Genomic DNA, 16,199 nt, shown 5'->3' on the forward strand with positions numbered 1-16,199 from the left:
TATTAGGAAAAATCACGAATGGACAAGACGCTGCTTAAAGGGCTGATGGTGCTGGAAGCGGTGACCGATGTGGACAATCCGCCGCGCACCATCGACGCGCTGGCGGCGCGCGTGGGCCTGACCCGCAGCAATACGCATCGCACCCTGCAGACGCTGATTCACGCCGGCTACGTCATCAAGGACGACGACGGCGGCGGTTACCGCGGGGCCGTGCGCCTGTTTGAACTGGCGGCGAGGCAGTTGGCGCAACTGGACGTGCGCAAGCTGGCCGCGCCCTACATGCGCACGCTGGCGGACCAGACCGGCGAGACCGTGCACCTGTCGGTGCTGGACGGCTTTGACGTGGTGTACGTGGACAAGATCGACAGCCCGCAGCCCATTCGCGCGTACTCCATGGTGGGCGGCCGCGCGCCCGCCTACGCGGTGGCGACCGGCAAGGCGCTCCTGGCCTACCAGCCCGAAGGCTACGTCGAACGCTACGCGGAGCAGATGGTGCGGCACACGCCGTCCACCATCGTGTCCATGCCGCTCTTGAAAGACGAACTGCGCAAGATCGCGCGTGCCGGCTACGCGATCAATCGCGGCGAATGGCGTGAAGGGGTGGGCGGGCTGGCCGTGACCGTGTTCAACAGCCTGGACCAGCCCGTGGCCGCGGTCGGCATTTCAGGGCCGCTGGATCGTCTGAGCGCCGCTAGGATGAAGCAGCTTGCGCCGGATGTGGCGGCCTGTGCGCAGTCCATCTCTCAGGGGATGGGATATCGCCGGGGATTTCTGGATCAGTAGCGGGCGCGGCGCGCAGGGTGGCCGCGATCCGTTCGGCCTGATCGCGCGCCAGCCGGGCATTTACGTCCATGGACGTGGTCCAGAAGTACGTGCCGCCTGCCAGGCTGCCCAGCACCGAGACGCCCGCCACGATGTGGCCACCGGCGTTCTTCAGGCAGCCGGTGCCGTAGTCCAGCGCCAGGCCGCCTTGCGGATCGGCCTGCGCGTGACCGTCGCGCAGCAACTGGGACACCAGCGGATCGGCCGTGCGCTGCGCGTCCACGGAAAAACTCGTGGCATTGATCAGATACTGGCTTGAGTGTTCGACGTGCGCACCTGCCGTGTGCAGCCGTGTGCGGAACAAGCCGGTGGCCGGATCGTGATCGCAGCCGGCAAAGCCCGCGGCAACGTGGAGCTGCTTGGCGCCGAACAATGCCTGCAACTTCAAGGCGTTGCGCATCGGGAAGGTCGCGCGCCGAGCCATCCATAGCGAACGCCAAGTCGACTGGAAGCGGCGCCGTTCGGTGTCAGGCAGCAGATGCCAGATCCGGTCCACCGCCCCATTGGTGGCGGCGGCCACCGCCTGCCACGGACGCGGCGCCGTGGCCGATCGGCGGATTTCATCATCCAAGGCGGCACGCGCGTCGCCGTCGATGCCCAACACATCATCGTCGTCCAGCGAGCCGTGCAACGCCATCACCTCGTCCCGCAGCGCCTGCCAGATGACGTCCAGCGTCAGCGCGCCGCCGTGCCGAGCCGCCAGTTGGAGCGCGCCGTCGGCGCTCAGCTGTTGCAGCGTGCCGGGCGCACGGTTGTGCGGACTGCGCACCGATGGCAGCCGCCCGTTGCGCGAGACGCACAGAATGGGGCCGCGGTGTCCGACCTGCTGCAATGCAGCCACGGCGTCCACGGCGCTCAGGCTGGTGCCGACGACGCACACGGACGCATCGGGCGCGATGGCTTGTGCCAGCGCCGACACCGGATACGGGCTGTTGAAGTAGCCTGCCACGCCATCCAGCGCAGGAAACGCCTGCGAAGGCAGGTTGCCGTTGCACAACACGACGTGGCGCGCCGCGATCGGCACGCCATGATCGGACTGGACGTGCACACGGCCATCAGGCTGCGGGACCACCAGGTGCACGCGGTCAGGCACATGCGCCAGCGTCACGCCCAGCGTTTCGGCTAGCCGGCGGCAGCGCTCGTAAACCGCGCGCATGTAGGCGCCGAACAGCGGACGCGGCAGGAAGTCGGCAGGGTCGATGGCCGTGACGCCGTAGCCGTGCAGCCAGTCCGCATCCTGTTCGCGCAGCCAGTCGACGAAGTCCAGCCGATGGTCGGCGCGCGCGGACATGTTGCCTGCGGGAATGTTGAGCAGGTTGCTGCGCAGGTCGTCCTGGTACGCGCCGCCCGGACCGGGGGCGGCCTGCGGTTCGAAGAGATGGACCGTCGGCGGGCGCACGGCCGGCGCGGCTTGCAGCGCCAACAGGAACTGATACAGGAAGCTGACGCCAACCGAGCCGCCACCGACAATGGCGAGTTCGGAGGTGGCCGGCTGGGCCAGTGCGGTGGCGCGCGTCATTTCGCCGCCGACAGACGCACCACGTCGGCCCAGCGCGCGACTTCCTGCTTGAGCATCCGGCTGGTGTCGGCGGGCGAGGTGGCGATGGCGTCGGCGCCCAGCTTCAGCGCGGCCTGCTGCACGGATTCCATCGCCGCGGCCTTTTGCATGCCGTCCGACAGCCTGTCCACGACCGCGGGCGGGGTGCCTGCCGGCGCAAGCAGGGCATACGTGGTGGCAACCGAATAATCCTTCACCCCCTGTTCCGCCAGCGTCGGCAGGTCGGGCAACGCGGTGGCGCGCTTGGCCGTCGTGACGCCCAGCAGCCGGATCTTGCCGCTGGCGACCTGCGGCAGCAGCGCAGGCAGGGTTTCGATCACCATGTCGATCTGGCCGCCCAGAAGATCTGTAATGGCGGGACCGCTGCCGCGGTAAGGCACGTGCATGAGCCGCGTGCCGGTGACCGCCTGGAAGAGCTCGCCGGCCATGTGCTGCGAAGTGCCGGGTCCGGCTGACCCGAAGGTGATAGATCCGGGTTTGCTCTTGGCCAGCGCGATGAGTTCCTGCACGTTCTTGGCTGGAATCTTGCTGCTGTTCACGGCCACCGCCATCGGCATGCTGGTGGCCATGGACACGCCAACGAATGCCGTGCCGAAGTCGTAGCCCGGCTTGTCGGGCATGGCGGCGTGGATGGCATGGCTGCCGACTGCGCCCATCAGCAGGGTGTAGCCGTCGCCTGCGGACTTGGCGACAAATTCCGCGCCGATCTCGCCGCCCGCGCCGGCCTTGTTCTCGACGACCACGCTCTGTCCCAGGAAGTCTCCCAGATGCTGCGCATAGATGCGCGCGGCCGCATCGGTTGCGCCGCCCGGCGGAAACGGCACCACCATGCGGACGGGTTTGGTCGGCCAGTTGTCGGCCGATGCGGGGTTGGCGGACAGCGCCAGCACCGTGCTGGCCAGGGCAATACGCCACGACAGTCTCATGCAAGTCTCCTCGGTGGACGGGCCAGCATGCGACGGAGGCGGTTCGCGATTGCGGGGCGCCGGGGCCGCTGCAGTCCTCTTTTGTAAATCCTAAATATTAGGATTGACGTTTCAATAAATGGTTTACCTAGAATTCCACACGGTGCTATGCTGGTCAACAATTAACCGCGGCTCTTAGGGATTGCACTAGGATTCACCCGGACACCAGCGGCTTTCCCGGGGGGCGCGTCTGGATGATGCCATCGATGAAGGCCGCGTCTTATACTGTTTTCCGCATCCCAAATATTGAATTTTCATAACGAGAGGTCAGACATGACACCCAGTTCGGCGCTAGCCGGCATTACGGTGCTGGAGATTTGCAACGTCGCGGCGGGACCCTTTTGCGGCATGTTGTTGGCGGACATGGGCGCGGACGTGATCAAGGTGGAGAACCCGGAAGGCGGCGATACGCTGCGCAGCTGGCCGCCCATCTCGGACGGCTACAGCGAGAACTTCGCCTCGCTCAACCGCAACAAGCGGTCGGTGACGTTGAACCTGAAGGACCCCGGCGATCTGGCGTTGGCGCGCGAATTGGCGTTGCGCGCCGACGTGCTCATCGAAAACAACCGGCCGGGCGTGATGGAGCGGTTGGGCCTGGGCTACGTGCAACTGCGCGAGGCCAATCCCCGGCTGGTGTACTGCTCGATCTCGGCGTACGGCCAGTCCGGACCGCGCGCGCAGGAAGGCGGCTTTGACCTGACCATCCAGGCCATGAGCGGCATCATGAGCGTCACCGGCGAGCCCGGCGGCGAACCGGTCAAATGCGGCGTGCCGCTGGCTGACTTTTCCGCGGGACTGTACGGCGCGTTCGCCATCGCATCGGCGCTGCGCGCGGCGCAGGCCAGCGGGCAGGGCACGCACATCGACGTGCCGATGCTGGGCGCCACGCTGGGCATCGCCGCCTTGCAGACGTCCGAGTTCTTCGGCAGCGGCAAGGATCCGGTCAAGCTGGGTTCGGCCCATCCGCGCAATGCGCCGTATCAGGCGTTTCGCTGCAAGAACGGATACTTCGGCATGGCCGCGGGCAACCAGGCGTTGTGGAAGGCCGTGTGCGCGACGGTGGGGCGTGAAGACCTGCTGGGCGATCCGCGCTTTACCGATACCAGCGCCCGCGCTCGCAATCAAACGGCGCTGCGCGACATCCTGGAAGCGATCTTCGCTGAGCACGAAGCACAGGACTGGCTGGCACGCTTTCGCGCGGCCGGCGTGCCGTGCGCGCCGATCAACACGTATTCGGAGGTGCTGGCCGATCCGCAGGTCGAGCACATGGGCTGGGTGCAGGCGCTGGAACTGCCGAATGGCGTGCAGACCCGCACGTTTGGCCTGCCGGTGCGGTTTGACGGCGAGACCACGGCGCTGCGCCGCCGGCCGCCCGCGCTGGGCGAGCACAACGACGAGGTGCTGGGACCGCTGCGCGTGTCTGCCAAGGGAGGCAAGCAATGAGCGTCCTGCGTATCGACCGGCAAGGGCCGCGCCACGTGCTGACGCTGGCGCGCCCCGAAAAGATGAATGCGCTGTCGGCCGACCTGGTTGAGGCGCTGATCGCCGCGCTGGACGAGGCCGAGGGCGCACGTGCCCAAGTCATCGTGCTGCAAGGCGAGGGCAAGAACTTCAGCGCCGGCTTTGACTTTGGCGATTGGCAGACGCAGAGCGAAGGCGATCTGCTGCTGCGCTTCGTGCGGATCGAGACGCTGCTGCAGCGGCTGGCGGCCTCGCCGTGCCTGACCGTGGCGCTGGCGCATGGGCGCAATTTCGGCGCGGGCGTGGATGTGTTTGGCGCCTGCAAATGGCGCATCAGCGCGCCGGATGCGACGTTCCGCATGCCCGGGTTGAAGTTTGGCCTGGTGCTGGGCACGCGGCGTTTCGCGTCGCTGGTGGGCGCGGAGCGCGCGCGCACGATTCTTGAACAGGCCGCCACCTTCAACGCCGAAGACGCGTTGCGCGATGGCTTCGTCAGCCGATTGGCCACGCCGCAGGAATGGCCGCAGATCAGCGAGGCTGCGCTGGAAACGGCGAGCGCGCTGACCGACGCGAGCCGCACGCAGCTCTACGCGGCCCTGTCGCAGGAGACGCCCGACACGGATCTGGCGCGGCTGGTGCGTTCGGCGGCGGCGCCCGGCCTGAAGGACCGCGTGGCGGCGTATCTGCAGGCGCGCTAGGCGCGTCCCATCAAGCAGGAGGAAGACAATGGCTTCAGGATTCAACCAGAAGAACAAGCAGTGCAGCCTGCAGGAACTGGCGGCGCTGGTGCCCAACGGGGCGTCCATCGCGCTGGGCGGCAGCTTTCTGCACCGCGGACCGTTCGCCTTCGTGCGCGAACTGATCCGCCAGGAAAAGCGCGATCTTGAACTGATCAAGCAGTCGCCGGGCTATGACGTGGACATCCTGTGCCGCGCGGGCGTGCTGCGCCGCGTACGCGCGGGCATCGTCGCGATGGAAGGCAACTTCGGGCTGGCGCCGTGGTATCGGCGCGCCGTGGAGCGCCACGAGATCGAACTTGAGGAACACGCTTGCGCCAGCCTGACGGCGGGGCTGCGCGCGGCGGCCTTTGGCGTGCCGTTCCAGCCCTGCGGCGGTCTGCATGGCAGCGGTTTGCCGGAGCTGAACGGCTGGAAATGCCTGGACGATCCGTACGGCAGCGGCGAGAAGACCTGGGTGGTGCCGGCGATACGGCCGGACTTCGCCGTGATCCAGGCGTCCGAAGTGGATGCGCTGGGCAACGTGCGCGTGCAGGGCACGGCGCACTGGGACCGCATCATGTCGCGCGCCGCGGGCAGCGTGCTGGTCGTGGCCGAAAAGCAGGTGGACAGCGCCGTGTTCGAGGCGCAGCCCGAGTCCACGCTGGTGCCGTATTTCATGGTGCAAGCCTTCGCGGTCGTGCCGCAGGGCGCGTGGCCGGGTTCGTGCTGGCCCGATTACGCCATCGACTATCCGGCGGTGGAAACCTACATGGACAAGAACAGCGATCTGCGCGCGCATATGGCCGCGGCGCCCGAGGCGCGGGAGGGAAATCATGGCTGAGCAATGGTCGGGCTTTTCGTACATCGTCACCAATCTGGCGCGATTCATCCGTCCTGACGAAATCACCTTCAGCGGCGTGAATTCCACCATGCCGATGCTGGCGTGCCTGCTGGCCAAGCGCGCGTACGACTGGGACTTCGTGTACATCAACGTGGCGGGCGGCGTGAACCCGCGGCCGTCGCACATTCCGTTGTCCAGTTCGGATCCGGTGCTGGCCGAGCACACCGCGTCGATCTTTTCCAACGAAGATTTCTACGACCTGTGCACGCGCGGCCGCATGGACCTGACCTTTCTGGGCGCCGCGCAGATTGACGGCGCGGGCTGCGCCAACAACTCGTGCATCGGCGACTGGCATGAACCCAAGGTTCGGCTGCCCGGCGGGGGCGGCGGGGCGGTGATGCTGCCCACGGCCAAGCGCGCCTGCACCTGGCGCACCGAGCATTCGCGCCGCACGTTCGTGCCCAAGCTGGACTTCATGACGTCGTGGGGCGGCTTTCATGGCGTGGTGACGCCGATTGCGGTGTTCATCAAGCGCGACGGCCGGCTGGCCCTGCAGTCGTGGCATCCGGAGTCCAGCCTGTCTGAAGTACGCGAACGCACCGGCTTCGAGTTCGACGCCAGCGGCGCGGGCCCGACCGAACCGGCGACCGAGCAGGAAGCGCGCGCCTTGCGCGAGCTGGATGCCGACGGACAGTTCGAACGCGACGCCGCCGTCGCATTGCGCTGACAGCGCCACGCATCAACGAGCCCGGTACAGGGGGAGTAATCATGACGATTGCCGATGCCACGATCGTGGCGGCGTTTGCGCGCTTGTGGGACCAGCCGGAATGGGCAGCGCGCCCTGCGCTGGTGACCGCCGAGGAAACGGTCAGCTACGCGGACCTGCGTCGCCGCGTGGGACAGGCGGCGGGTGGCCTGCGCGCCGCCGGCGTCGCGCCGGGCGATTACGTCGGCGTGGCGATGGAGCGCTCGCTGGCGCAGGTGGTTTCCCTATTGGGCGTCATGGCGGCGGGCGCTTGTCCGTGTCCGCTCGAGCCGCGGCTGTCGGTCGGGGAAACCGCGCGGCGCGTGGCGGCGGTGGGCTTGACGTGGATGCTGGCGGACGCCGACAACGCCGCCACGGCCAGCGCCTGCGGCCTGCCGGAAGCGCGTGTGCTGGATGCCGCCAAGGTGGCGTTGAATGTGGCGTCGAATACCCCGGACTGGGCGGGCGCGGACATTGCGCCGCAGGCGCCGGGGCTGCTGCTCTTCACGTCGGGCAGCACGGGCAATCCGAAGGGTGTGCTGCTTTCCCATCAAGGCCTGGTCAACAACGCGCGCGGCGTGCTGGCGCACACGGGGCTGACGCCTTCGGATCGCCTGCTGCACGTCATGCCGCTGCATCACACCAACGCGCTGAACAACCAGATCTTCACGCCGCTGTTGGCCGGCGCCAGTGTGGCGCTGGCCGGCCGGTTCCGCGCGCAGGACATGCCCGGTCTGCTGGACGCTTTCAGGCCCACGATCATCACCGGCGTGCCGACGATGTATGCGCGCATGCTGGAACTGACGTTCGATCCGGACAGCCTCGCCGTGCTGCGTTTTGCGCGGTGCGGATCGGCGCCCATCACCGAGGCCTTGCATCGGCGGATCGAAGCCTTTCTTGGGTGTCCGCTCGTCGTGTCTTATGGGCTATCTGAGGCCACCTGCACGTCCACGATGAATCCGCCCGATGCGCGGCGCGTGGGATCGGTCGGGACGGTGCTGCAAGGACAGGACGTAACCCTGCGCTTGCCCGATGGCAGCGTGGCGCCGGCCGGCGCGGAAGGAGAGATCTGCATCGCGGGCGACAGCCTGATGCTGGGCTATCTGGGCGTGGATAGCGCAGACGCGGGTGCACCCACGCTGCTGTGCACCGGCGACCTGGGCCGCTTTGACGCGCAGGGCTACCTGACCATCACCGGCCGCATCAAGGACGTGATCATCCGGGGCGGCGAGAACATCTCGCCCGCGCTGATCGAAGGCGTGGTCACCGGAATGCCGGGCATCGCGGCCTGCTGCGTGGTGGGGGCGCCGGACGATGACCTGGGCGAGACGCCGGTGATCTTCGTGCAACGCAATGGCGAAACCGCGCCGGAAGCGGCCGCGATACAGGCCGAGGTGCTGGCGCGGCTGGGCCGGATCTATGTGCCGCGCGACGTCTGCTGGATCGACCGGCTGCCCGAGAACGCGGTGGGCAAGGTGGACCGCAAGGCGCTGGCGCGCCAGGCGGCGGCGCGGGAGACGGTGCAGTAAACGCGAAAGGGGGGCGCGATGCCCCCCTTGCGTGTGCATGGCTCAAGCGTCAGTCATTCGACCTTGCCGATCCGCTTGACGGCCACTTCCAACGAGGCCGAATCCTTTTTCCAGTAGTCGTCGAATGCCGGCGCGTCCAGGTACTGCATCGGGCTGCCGGTGCCCGCAATCCGCGCCTGCACGGCCGGGTCGGCCGCAATCTGCTTGACGGCCTGGCGCAGCTTGTCGATGACGGCGGGCGGGGTGCCGGCCAGCGCGAAGACGCCGGACCACTGCACGAAGCTGGCGTCGTAGCCCTTGGACGTCAGCGACGGCACGTCGGGCAGGCTGTCCAGCTTGCCGTCGCCCCAATGCGCCAGCGGCCGCACGCGACCAGCCTGGATCAGCTGCATGACGCTGGACGGACCGGTTGCCAGCGCGTCGACCTGGCCGCCGACCAGCGCCTGCACCGCGGGACCTGCGCCCGTGAACGGCACGTGCATCATCTTGACGCCCGCGGCGTTCTGCAGCATTTCCATCGGCACGTGCATCGTGCCGTAGATGCCCGAACTACCGTAGCTCAGCTTGGCGCCCTGTTTTTTAGCGGCGTCGATGAACTCGTCCAGCGTCTTGTATGGCGCATCCGCGCGCACGACCAGCACTGTCGGATCGGCCGTGATGCGGGCAATCGGCACGAACTGGTCGAGCTGATAGGCCGGCTTGCGTTCCAGCAGGCGGTCTGCGGCGGGCAGGATGGAGATCGACGACAGGCTCAGCAACAGCGTGTAGCCGTCGGGCTTGGCGCGGCCCGCCTGGCCAATGCCGATGGCGCCGCCCGCGCCGCCCTTGTTTTCGATGACGATGGGCTGGCCCAGCTTGTCGCCCAGGGCCTGCGCCAGCGGCCGGGCGATGGTGTCCGCGACGCCACCGGGCGGGAAGGGCACCACCATCGTGACGGGCCGCTCGGGATACCCGGCAGCCGTCGCGGCCGTGGCCCCGAGGCATAGCAAGGCGGCCGCGGCCGCCCGTCTGGCTACATGCTTGCAGCGCAGGTTCATGTCTCACTCCTTAGGTTTTTTGCTGCGCGGCGCCGGTTTCTTGTGACCGGCGCTCGTGTACGCGGGCGTCAGACGAATCGGTTTTCGATGCGCCCAATGCCGTCGATTTCGATCCGGACGACGTCTCCGTGCTTGAGGAACTGCGGCGGGTTCAGACCCTGGCCCACGCCAGCGGGCGTGCCCGTGGCGATGACGTCGCCGGGGTACAGGGTGATGCCGCGCGAGCAGGTCTCGATCAGCGTGGGGATGTCGAAGATCAGGTCTTCCGTGTTGCCGTCCTGGCGCAGTTCGCCGTTGACCCAGCAGCGCACACGCGTCTGGCGGCCGTCCAGTTCGTCGGCGGTGACCAGCCACGGACCCATGGGGCAGAAGGTGTCGAACGACTTGCCCAGGTCCCACTGCTGGTGGCGCATCTGCACGTCGCGCGCGGTGACGTCATTGACGACGGTGTAGGCAATGACGTGGCTCATGGCTTCGGCGCGCGAAATGTTGCGGCCGCCTTTGCCGATGACGACGGCCAGTTCGGCCTCGTAGTCGATCTTGTCGGAAATGCCGGTGGGCAGCGTCACGTCTGACCAGGGGCCGACCACGGTCTGCGGCACCTTGGTGAAAACGATGGGCCAGGATTCCGGATTGGCGTCGTTGTCCTTGAACACGGAATCGCGCAGTTCCTTGGCATGCGCGTGGTAGTTGCGGCCGACGCAGAACAGGTTGCGCGGCTGCGCGGGCAGGGGCGCTTCGTGCTCGACCTGATCCCAGCGATAGGCCGGACCCGTTTGCGCGGGTAGGGCGCGGCCATCGGCCAGCCATTGCACCGCCGTCAGCGCGCCGGCTGCCGCAAGTTGCGGCGGGAAGTCCAGCGCGGTGACCGTGCCGCCATCGTCCGACACCACGCCCACGCGCCGCTCGCCATTGATTCGAAATACCGCGATTTTCATGCTTGCTCCTACGGCGGCCGGGGCCGCCCGTGATGACATACCAAAAGATACCAATTGGCCGATTCTCAGGCCCAATTGCTGGTGTTGGGCAGGATAAACCAAAATTGTTCCCAGGCGAATCGGGTAATTCGCGGACGAGAAAGAATTTATTGGTCTGTTTTGGTATCATTTGCGGCGTCATCATCCGGGGACATCCATGGACAAAGCCTCCGCCATGCGGGCGGTCATCATCGAAAACCTGCAGTCGGGCGAATGGGCGCCGGGCCACCGCCTGCCGACTGAACGCGCGTTAAGCGAGCAATTCGGCATCAGCCGGTCAACCGTGCGCCGAACGATGACGCAATTGAAGGAAGAGGGCCTGATTTCGCAGCGCGTGGGCAGCGGCACCTACGCCAACCCGCCCTCGGCGCTGGCGCAGACCGAGGCGCTGCTGCACGGCGAGGTGCTGTCCACCAGTCCGGCCGAACTGATGGCGGCGCGGCTGGTGCTGGAGCCGGCCATCGCGGCGCTGGTCGTGCAGCACGGCACGCCGGCGGATTTTGCCGCGATGCAGAACGCCTGTGATGAAGCGGAGGCCGCAGCCAGCTTTGAACAATTCGAAGTCTGGGACGCGAAACTGCACGAACTGATGGCCACGGCCACGCACAACCTCTTCATCGAAAAGGTGTTTGCGCTGATGACCGCGGCGCGCTCGCAGGCGACGTGGGGCGCACTCAAGCGCAAGAGCCTGACGCCCGAGCGGCGCGCGGCATATCAGGTCGAGCACCGCGAGATCGTCGAGGCGCTGCACGACCGCGATGCGGACCGCGCCATGGCGGCCGTGCGGCGGCATCTGGTGCACGTCAGGGAGAATCTGCTGGGGTAAGGGGGCAGGGCCTAATTCACCCGCAAATGCCGTTGCAGCGTATCCAGGAACACCTTGGCCCGCGCCGGCGTCACGCGGTTGTCGGATAGGGCGTAGATGGTGGCCGGCGGCAGTTTCCAATCGGGCAGGATCTGTTCCAGCGCCAGTTCCCGCAGCGTTTGCGACAGGGCCTGATGGCTGGGCATCCAGGCGATCCCCAGCCCGGCGGTGGCCAGCTGCACGCCCAGCGCCGCACTGTTGGTGCCGATGTGGGTCGGTCCGCGAACATTCAGCAGGCTTTCGCCTTCCCCCAGCGTCCAGTCCGGCAGGCCGCCCGTGACGATGCGCTCGTGCAGGCCCAGGTCTTCCGGGCAGGTCGGGCGGCCGAAGCGGTCCAGATAGCTGCGGGCCGCCACGAGAATCCACTGCACCTGCGCCACGTGCTTCTGGATCAGCGCGGAATCCTCGAGCTCTCCCGTGCGCAGCATCAGGTCGAAGGGATGGCCGCTGCGGGCGGCGCCGGCCGAGCCTAGCTCCACCTCGAACGAGATCTGCGGATAGGTTTCGCGCAGTTCCTTCAGCACCGCCGGCAGGATCATGGTCAGTCCCGGCATCACCGACACGCGCAGGGTTCCGGCCAGATGGTTAAGGCCGGAATGGATGCTTTCGTGCGCGGACAGGGCGGCTTGGACATGCGTCGCGCATTGGTCGAAATACTGCTGGCCGATCGCGGTCAAGCTGACGCTGCGGGTGGTGCGGTTCAGCAGCTTGTACCCCAGCGTCTGCTCAAGCTGTGTCAGGCGCCGGGACAGCGTGGCCACGGGCAGGCCGAGTTCGGCGGCGGTGGCGGACAGCTTGCCGCGCTTGGCGACTTCCACGAAGTAATGGATGTCCTGCATCGAGATAACGTTTCTGTTCATGATGATTTCCGGGCGCGAGCCTTGATTGCCTGGGTATTTTCGGGGTGATCGCGCGGGGCGATTGTTGTCATTGCGGCAACATCGTGGTCCCTGCGCCGGGGCTACTGCCGCGCTGCGCGCCGGCCTACGATTTGGGCGTCGAACAAGCCAGCGCAAAACCCGATAACCCCATCGGGGCAGCGCCCAACCCACCCAGGAGTCACCATGAGCCAACGTCTCAACGCCTTTGCCCAGTCGCCCGAACTGTTCAAGAAATTTGTCGAATTCAGCATGCTGGCCAAGGCCGGCGCGATCGAGGAGTCCATCCTGACACTGGTCGACATTCGCGCCTCGCAGATCAATGGCTGCGCCTTCTGCCTGGACATGCACATCAAACAGGCCAAGATTGCGGGCGAACGCGAACTGCGCCTGCATCACGTCGCCATCTGGCGCGAATCGAACCAGTTCTCGGCGCGCGAACGTGCATGCCTGGCCTGGACCGAAGCGCTGACCACGCTGGGCGTGCACGGCGTGCCGACCGAGGTGTACGAGCGCGTGCGCGATGAACTGTCCGAAAAGGAAATCTCGGACCTCAGCTTTGCCATCATGGCCATCAACGGCTGGAACCGCCTGAACGTGGGCTTCCAGACGGTGCCGGGCTCCGCCGACAAGGCATACGGGCTGGACAAGGCCCAATTCAACTAAGGAACGATCATGAAAATCCTCGTCATCGGCGGCACGGGCCTGATCGGCTCCAAGCTCGTCAAGCTGCTTACGGAACGCGGTCATGAGGCCATCGCCGCCTCGCCCGCGACCGGCGTAAACACCATCACGGGCGAAGGCCTGGACGCGGCCCTGGCCGGCGTTGAAGTGGTGGTCGACGTCGCCAACTCGCCGTCCTTCGAAGACAAGGCCGTGCTGGAATTCTTCCAGACCTCGGGCCGCAACCTGCTGGCCGCCGAGAAGCGCGCCGGCGTGCGCCATCACGTCGCGCTGTCGGTCGTCGGCACCCGCCGCCTGGCCGAAAGCGGTTACTTCCGCGGCAAGATCGCGCAGGAAGACCTGATCGAGGCGGCGGGCATTCCGTACACCATCGTCCATAGCACCCAGTTCTTCGAGTTCCTGGGCGGCATCGTGCAGTCCGGCACGCAGGGCGAGGAAGTGCGGCTGTCGTCCGCCTACGTGCAGCCCATCGCGTCCGACGACGTGGCGCTCGCCATGGTCGACGCCACGCTGGGCGCGCCCGTGAACGGCATCGTGGAGATCGCCGGTCCCGAAAAGGTCAGGCTGTCGGAACTGGCGCAACGGTACATGGGTAGAATCGGGGACACTCGCACCGTGCAGGCGGACGCCGGCGTGCGCTACTTTGGCGCGCTGCTCGACGACGACACGCTGGTGCCGGGATCCGGCCCCCGCCTGGGCAAGATCGACTTCGAAACCTGGTTCAGCCGTTCGGGCGCAAGAAAGTAGCGGCGGGCAAAAGGACCCACATGAGCAAACTGCGGCCTCCTCCCCAAAGCCTCCTGGACAAGTACCGGGGCGGCGACTTCCGTCCCCTGTACACCACCAGCGTGACGGTGCGCGGCGGGGAGGCCGCGCACGGGCGCGCCTCAGGCATTGCCATTTCGGACGACGGCGAACTGATCGTGGAATTGCGGCTGCCGGTGGAACTGGGCGGCACGGGCGGCGGCACCAACCCCGAACAGCTGTTTGCCGCCGGCTATGCGGCGTGTTTCCATGGCGCGTTGAGTATGCTGGCCGAGCGGTCGGGCCTGTCGATTCCCGAAGCCTCGGTCACAGCCACCATTTCGTTCGGACGAGATCCGGTCGATGGCTTGTTTGCGCTGACCGCCGACGTCAACATCCACCTGCCGGGCCTGGAGAAGGCCCTTGCCGAAGAACTGGTGCGCAATACGGAACGCCTCTGTCCGTATTCCAAGATGGCGCAGGGCGGCATTGAAAGCGTGGTCGCGCTGACGCAGTAGCGCGGCCTTCTTCACGCCTGCTTCGCCAGCAGGCTGTCCAATATCTGCAGGTCCATTGCGCGGATGTGTTCGGTCATGTAATCGATGAACACGCGCATGCGCGCCGGCAAGTGCTGGCGGCTCAGGAAACACAGGTAATGGCCGCGGTCCTCGGGCGCATATTGCGGCAGGCAGGCGACCAGCGTGCCGGCGCGCAGGTGGTCGCAGACCTGGTAAGCGGCCATCTGCGCAATGCCGTGACCATCCAGCACCGATTGCAGCACCAGGTCGGCATCGTTGAACGTCAGCATGCCCGGCGGCGCCACCTTGCGGAGCTGGCCGGCCACCTTGAATTCCCACTCGAAAACGCGGCCCGACGCCAGCTTGAAGTTCACGCAGGCATGGTCGGCGATGTCGTCGACGCTGCTGGGCAGGCCGTGCGCGGCGGCATAGGCGGGCGAGGCGCACAGCATCATCTGCATCGGGATGATCTTTTTGGCGATCACCTGGCTGTCTTCCATGCGGCCGTTGCGGAAGGAGACGTCGACCCGGTCGGTGGTGAAGTCGGTGGGGCCGTCGTCCAGCAGCAGCTCGACCGAGATGCCGGGATTGGCCTCACGAAACCCCATGAGCAGCGGGGCAACGACCTTGCGGCCGAAACCCACGGTGGCGCACACCCGAAGCTGGCCCGACGGCGGGCCTTCGCGCAGATCGCGCATGTCGTCCAGGGCCTGGATGATGCGCTCGACGCCGGGGTGGCATTGTTCGTAAAAACGCTGGCCCTCGGGCGTGAGCGAGGTGCTGCGCGTGGTGCGCACGAAGAGGCGGGTGCCAAGCTGGTCTTCGAGCTTCTGGACGCTGCGGCTGACGGCCGAGCGGCCGATGCCGAGCCGGTCGCCCGCCTTGGCAAAGTTGCCCTCGGCGGCGACGGCAATGAAAGCCATGACACCGGCATAGCTGGTGGCAAAGCTGTCGGCCAGGGAATCCGGTCCGTTCGAAGGGGTGTCGGAGGAGGGAGGGTAGGGTGTCGACATGGTGGCGGCGCCGCAAGTGGGTTGATCCTACAGCTAAGACGGCGCGCGCCGCAATCTTGTGACATCGGGCGCAAAAAAAAGAAGGCCTTCCGCTTTGGGAAGGCCTGTTGGCGTTCTGAAGGGCGGGGTCCGCCCGGTGTCCCTATTTGACTGGTGTCAGAGCGGGCGCGCCTTGCTTCTTGATGAGGACGACCACGAACTTGGCCGGCTCGGTCTGGCTGGCGTTGCGGCCGACGGTGTGGATGTCGTCGGGGCCTTCGTAGAAAGTCTGGCCAGGCTTGAGCGTGACTTCCTTGCCGCCCTTGACCTGCATGACGATCGTGCCTTCCAGGACGTAGACGAAGGCGGAGGCGTCGTGGCGGTGGACGGGGTCGGCGCCGCCGGGCGGGTAGTCGACGACGAGCATCAGGGCTTCCTTGCCGGGGATGTCGGGAAGGGCCTTTGTCATTACTTCGGTGACGATGGGGTCGGTTGGCTTGGGGGTGGCTTGGGCGTGATGGGAGGCGGCTTGGGTGGGCTGGCTGAGCAGCGTCGCTGTGGCTATGAAGGGCAAGACGAATTTTGTGAGCTTTGACATGGTTTGTCCTTTGAGGGGTGACGGGTCCATCGTAGGTTTGGTGGGGGCGGGGCGGTAGGTCCGTGGAGGGGATCACGGTGTTGCCTGTCAGGCACCAACGTTCTTGGGTCGCACGACGTTGCTGTTACCGTAGTCGCTGTAGGTCGCCCGACGCCGTGGTCACCGGGGAGGCGATCGCCCACGATTGCGGTCCGGAGCCTTCGCTCCGGACTGCCCCGTCGTCAACTTACTCCCCCATCCGCACCCATCACATTACCCCGGGCGCA

At 66.6% G+C, this 16,199-nt stretch carries 17 protein-coding genes; 10 read left to right on the forward strand and 7 right to left on the reverse strand.

Annotated features, from left to right (window positions below):
- The first annotated feature begins 18 nt into the window (after positions 1-18).
- Positions 19-783: an IclR family transcriptional regulator gene (locus MHZ91_RS22240; protein WP_175186442.1), complete on the forward strand. Its 765-nt coding sequence runs from the start codon at positions 19-21 to the stop codon at positions 781-783.
- On the opposite strand, the gene MHZ91_RS22245 is transcribed toward MHZ91_RS22240, so the two are convergent.
- The gene (locus MHZ91_RS22245) at positions 692-2,341 is read right to left on the reverse strand and encodes an FAD/NAD(P)-binding protein (protein WP_239215729.1); all 1,650 of its coding nucleotides are present in this window, start codon (positions 2,339-2,341) and stop codon (positions 692-694) included. The two genes, MHZ91_RS22240 and MHZ91_RS22245, sit on opposite strands and share 92 nt — an antisense overlap.
- Entirely contained in the window at positions 2,338-3,306 is a 969-nt protein-coding gene (locus tag MHZ91_RS22250) for a tripartite tricarboxylate transporter substrate binding protein (protein WP_175138592.1), read from the reverse strand. The genes MHZ91_RS22245 and MHZ91_RS22250 overlap by 4 nt, the downstream gene beginning before the upstream one ends.
- A gap of 312 nt (positions 3,307-3,618) precedes the next feature.
- On the opposite strand from MHZ91_RS22250, the gene MHZ91_RS22255 reads away from it, so the two are divergent.
- From MHZ91_RS22255 to MHZ91_RS22275, 5 genes are read left to right on the forward strand one after another with little or no spacing between them, the layout of a single operon-like run.
- A complete protein-coding gene (locus tag MHZ91_RS22255; protein WP_239215730.1) occupies positions 3,619-4,788 on the forward strand; it encodes a CaiB/BaiF CoA-transferase family protein in 1,170 nt (389 codons plus the stop codon).
- The gene (locus tag MHZ91_RS22260) at positions 4,785-5,504 is read left to right on the forward strand and encodes an enoyl-CoA hydratase/isomerase family protein (protein ID WP_239215731.1); all 720 of its coding nucleotides are present in this window, start codon (positions 4,785-4,787) and stop codon (positions 5,502-5,504) included. The genes MHZ91_RS22255 and MHZ91_RS22260 overlap by 4 nt, the downstream gene beginning before the upstream one ends.
- Before the next feature lie 28 nt (positions 5,505-5,532).
- Positions 5,533-6,366 (forward strand): CoA transferase subunit A, encoded by an 834-nt coding sequence (locus MHZ91_RS22265; protein WP_175124218.1) that lies wholly within the window; start codon positions 5,533-5,535, stop codon positions 6,364-6,366.
- Positions 6,359-7,093 carry a CoA-transferase subunit beta gene (locus MHZ91_RS22270; protein ID WP_239215732.1) on the forward strand — a complete coding sequence of 245 codons (735 nt, stop codon included), beginning with the start codon at positions 6,359-6,361 and terminating at the stop codon, positions 7,091-7,093. Before MHZ91_RS22265 ends, MHZ91_RS22270 begins: the two co-directional genes overlap by 8 nt.
- A 41-nt stretch (positions 7,094-7,134) precedes the next feature.
- On the forward strand, positions 7,135-8,640 hold the full coding sequence (locus tag MHZ91_RS22275) for a class I adenylate-forming enzyme family protein (RefSeq protein ID WP_239215733.1): 1,506 nt from the start codon (positions 7,135-7,137) through the stop codon (positions 8,638-8,640).
- A gap of 53 nt (positions 8,641-8,693) precedes the next feature.
- On the opposite strand, the gene MHZ91_RS22280 is transcribed toward MHZ91_RS22275, so the two are convergent.
- On the reverse strand, positions 8,694-9,677 hold the full coding sequence (locus tag MHZ91_RS22280; RefSeq protein ID WP_175138587.1) for a tripartite tricarboxylate transporter substrate binding protein: 984 nt from the start codon (positions 9,675-9,677) through the stop codon (positions 8,694-8,696).
- 68 nt (positions 9,678-9,745) lie between these two features.
- A complete protein-coding gene (locus MHZ91_RS22285; RefSeq protein WP_239215734.1) occupies positions 9,746-10,615 on the reverse strand; it encodes a fumarylacetoacetate hydrolase family protein in 870 nt (289 codons plus the stop codon).
- 196 nt (positions 10,616-10,811) lie between these two features.
- On the opposite strand from MHZ91_RS22285, the gene MHZ91_RS22290 reads away from it, so the two are divergent.
- Positions 10,812-11,480, forward strand: a complete 669-nt coding sequence (locus tag MHZ91_RS22290) for a FadR/GntR family transcriptional regulator (RefSeq protein WP_239215735.1) — start codon at positions 10,812-10,814, stop codon at positions 11,478-11,480.
- An 11-nt stretch (positions 11,481-11,491) separates the two neighbouring features.
- Here the strand turns inward: MHZ91_RS22290 and MHZ91_RS22295 are convergent, their stop codons facing one another.
- Positions 11,492-12,379, reverse strand: a complete 888-nt coding sequence (locus tag MHZ91_RS22295) for a LysR family transcriptional regulator (RefSeq protein WP_175186434.1) — start codon at positions 12,377-12,379, stop codon at positions 11,492-11,494.
- 204 nt (positions 12,380-12,583) lie between these two features.
- Between MHZ91_RS22295 and MHZ91_RS22300 the strand changes: the two genes are divergently transcribed.
- The 3 genes from MHZ91_RS22300 to MHZ91_RS22310 are packed head-to-tail and all read left to right on the forward strand — an operon-like array spanning position 12,584 to position 14,343.
- The gene (locus MHZ91_RS22300) at positions 12,584-13,063 is read left to right on the forward strand and encodes a carboxymuconolactone decarboxylase family protein (RefSeq protein ID WP_239215736.1); all 480 of its coding nucleotides are present in this window, start codon (positions 12,584-12,586) and stop codon (positions 13,061-13,063) included.
- Positions 13,064-13,072: 9 nt separating this feature from the next.
- Positions 13,073-13,828, forward strand: a complete 756-nt coding sequence (locus MHZ91_RS22305; RefSeq protein ID WP_239215738.1) for an SDR family oxidoreductase — start codon at positions 13,073-13,075, stop codon at positions 13,826-13,828.
- 20 nt (positions 13,829-13,848) lie between these two features.
- Positions 13,849-14,343: an Ohr family peroxiredoxin gene (locus tag MHZ91_RS22310; protein WP_175124209.1), complete on the forward strand. Its 495-nt coding sequence runs from the start codon at positions 13,849-13,851 to the stop codon at positions 14,341-14,343.
- An 11-nt stretch (positions 14,344-14,354) separates the two neighbouring features.
- Here MHZ91_RS22310 and MHZ91_RS22315 read toward each other — a convergent pair whose 3' ends face one another.
- Together MHZ91_RS22315 and MHZ91_RS22320 are read right to left on the reverse strand one after the other, a co-directional pair.
- A complete protein-coding gene (locus MHZ91_RS22315) occupies positions 14,355-15,356 on the reverse strand; it encodes a LysR family transcriptional regulator (RefSeq protein ID WP_218344575.1) in 1,002 nt (333 codons plus the stop codon).
- A gap of 142 nt (positions 15,357-15,498) precedes the next feature.
- Entirely contained in the window at positions 15,499-15,933 is a 435-nt protein-coding gene (locus MHZ91_RS22320) for a cupin domain-containing protein (RefSeq protein ID WP_239215740.1), read from the reverse strand.
- Between the last annotated feature and the right edge of the window lie 266 nt (positions 15,934-16,199).

Origin of the sequence: Achromobacter sp. ACRQX (assembly GCF_022346505.1) — a bacterium.
Classification (GTDB): Bacteria; Pseudomonadota; Gammaproteobacteria; order Burkholderiales; family Burkholderiaceae_B; genus Achromobacter; species Achromobacter animicus.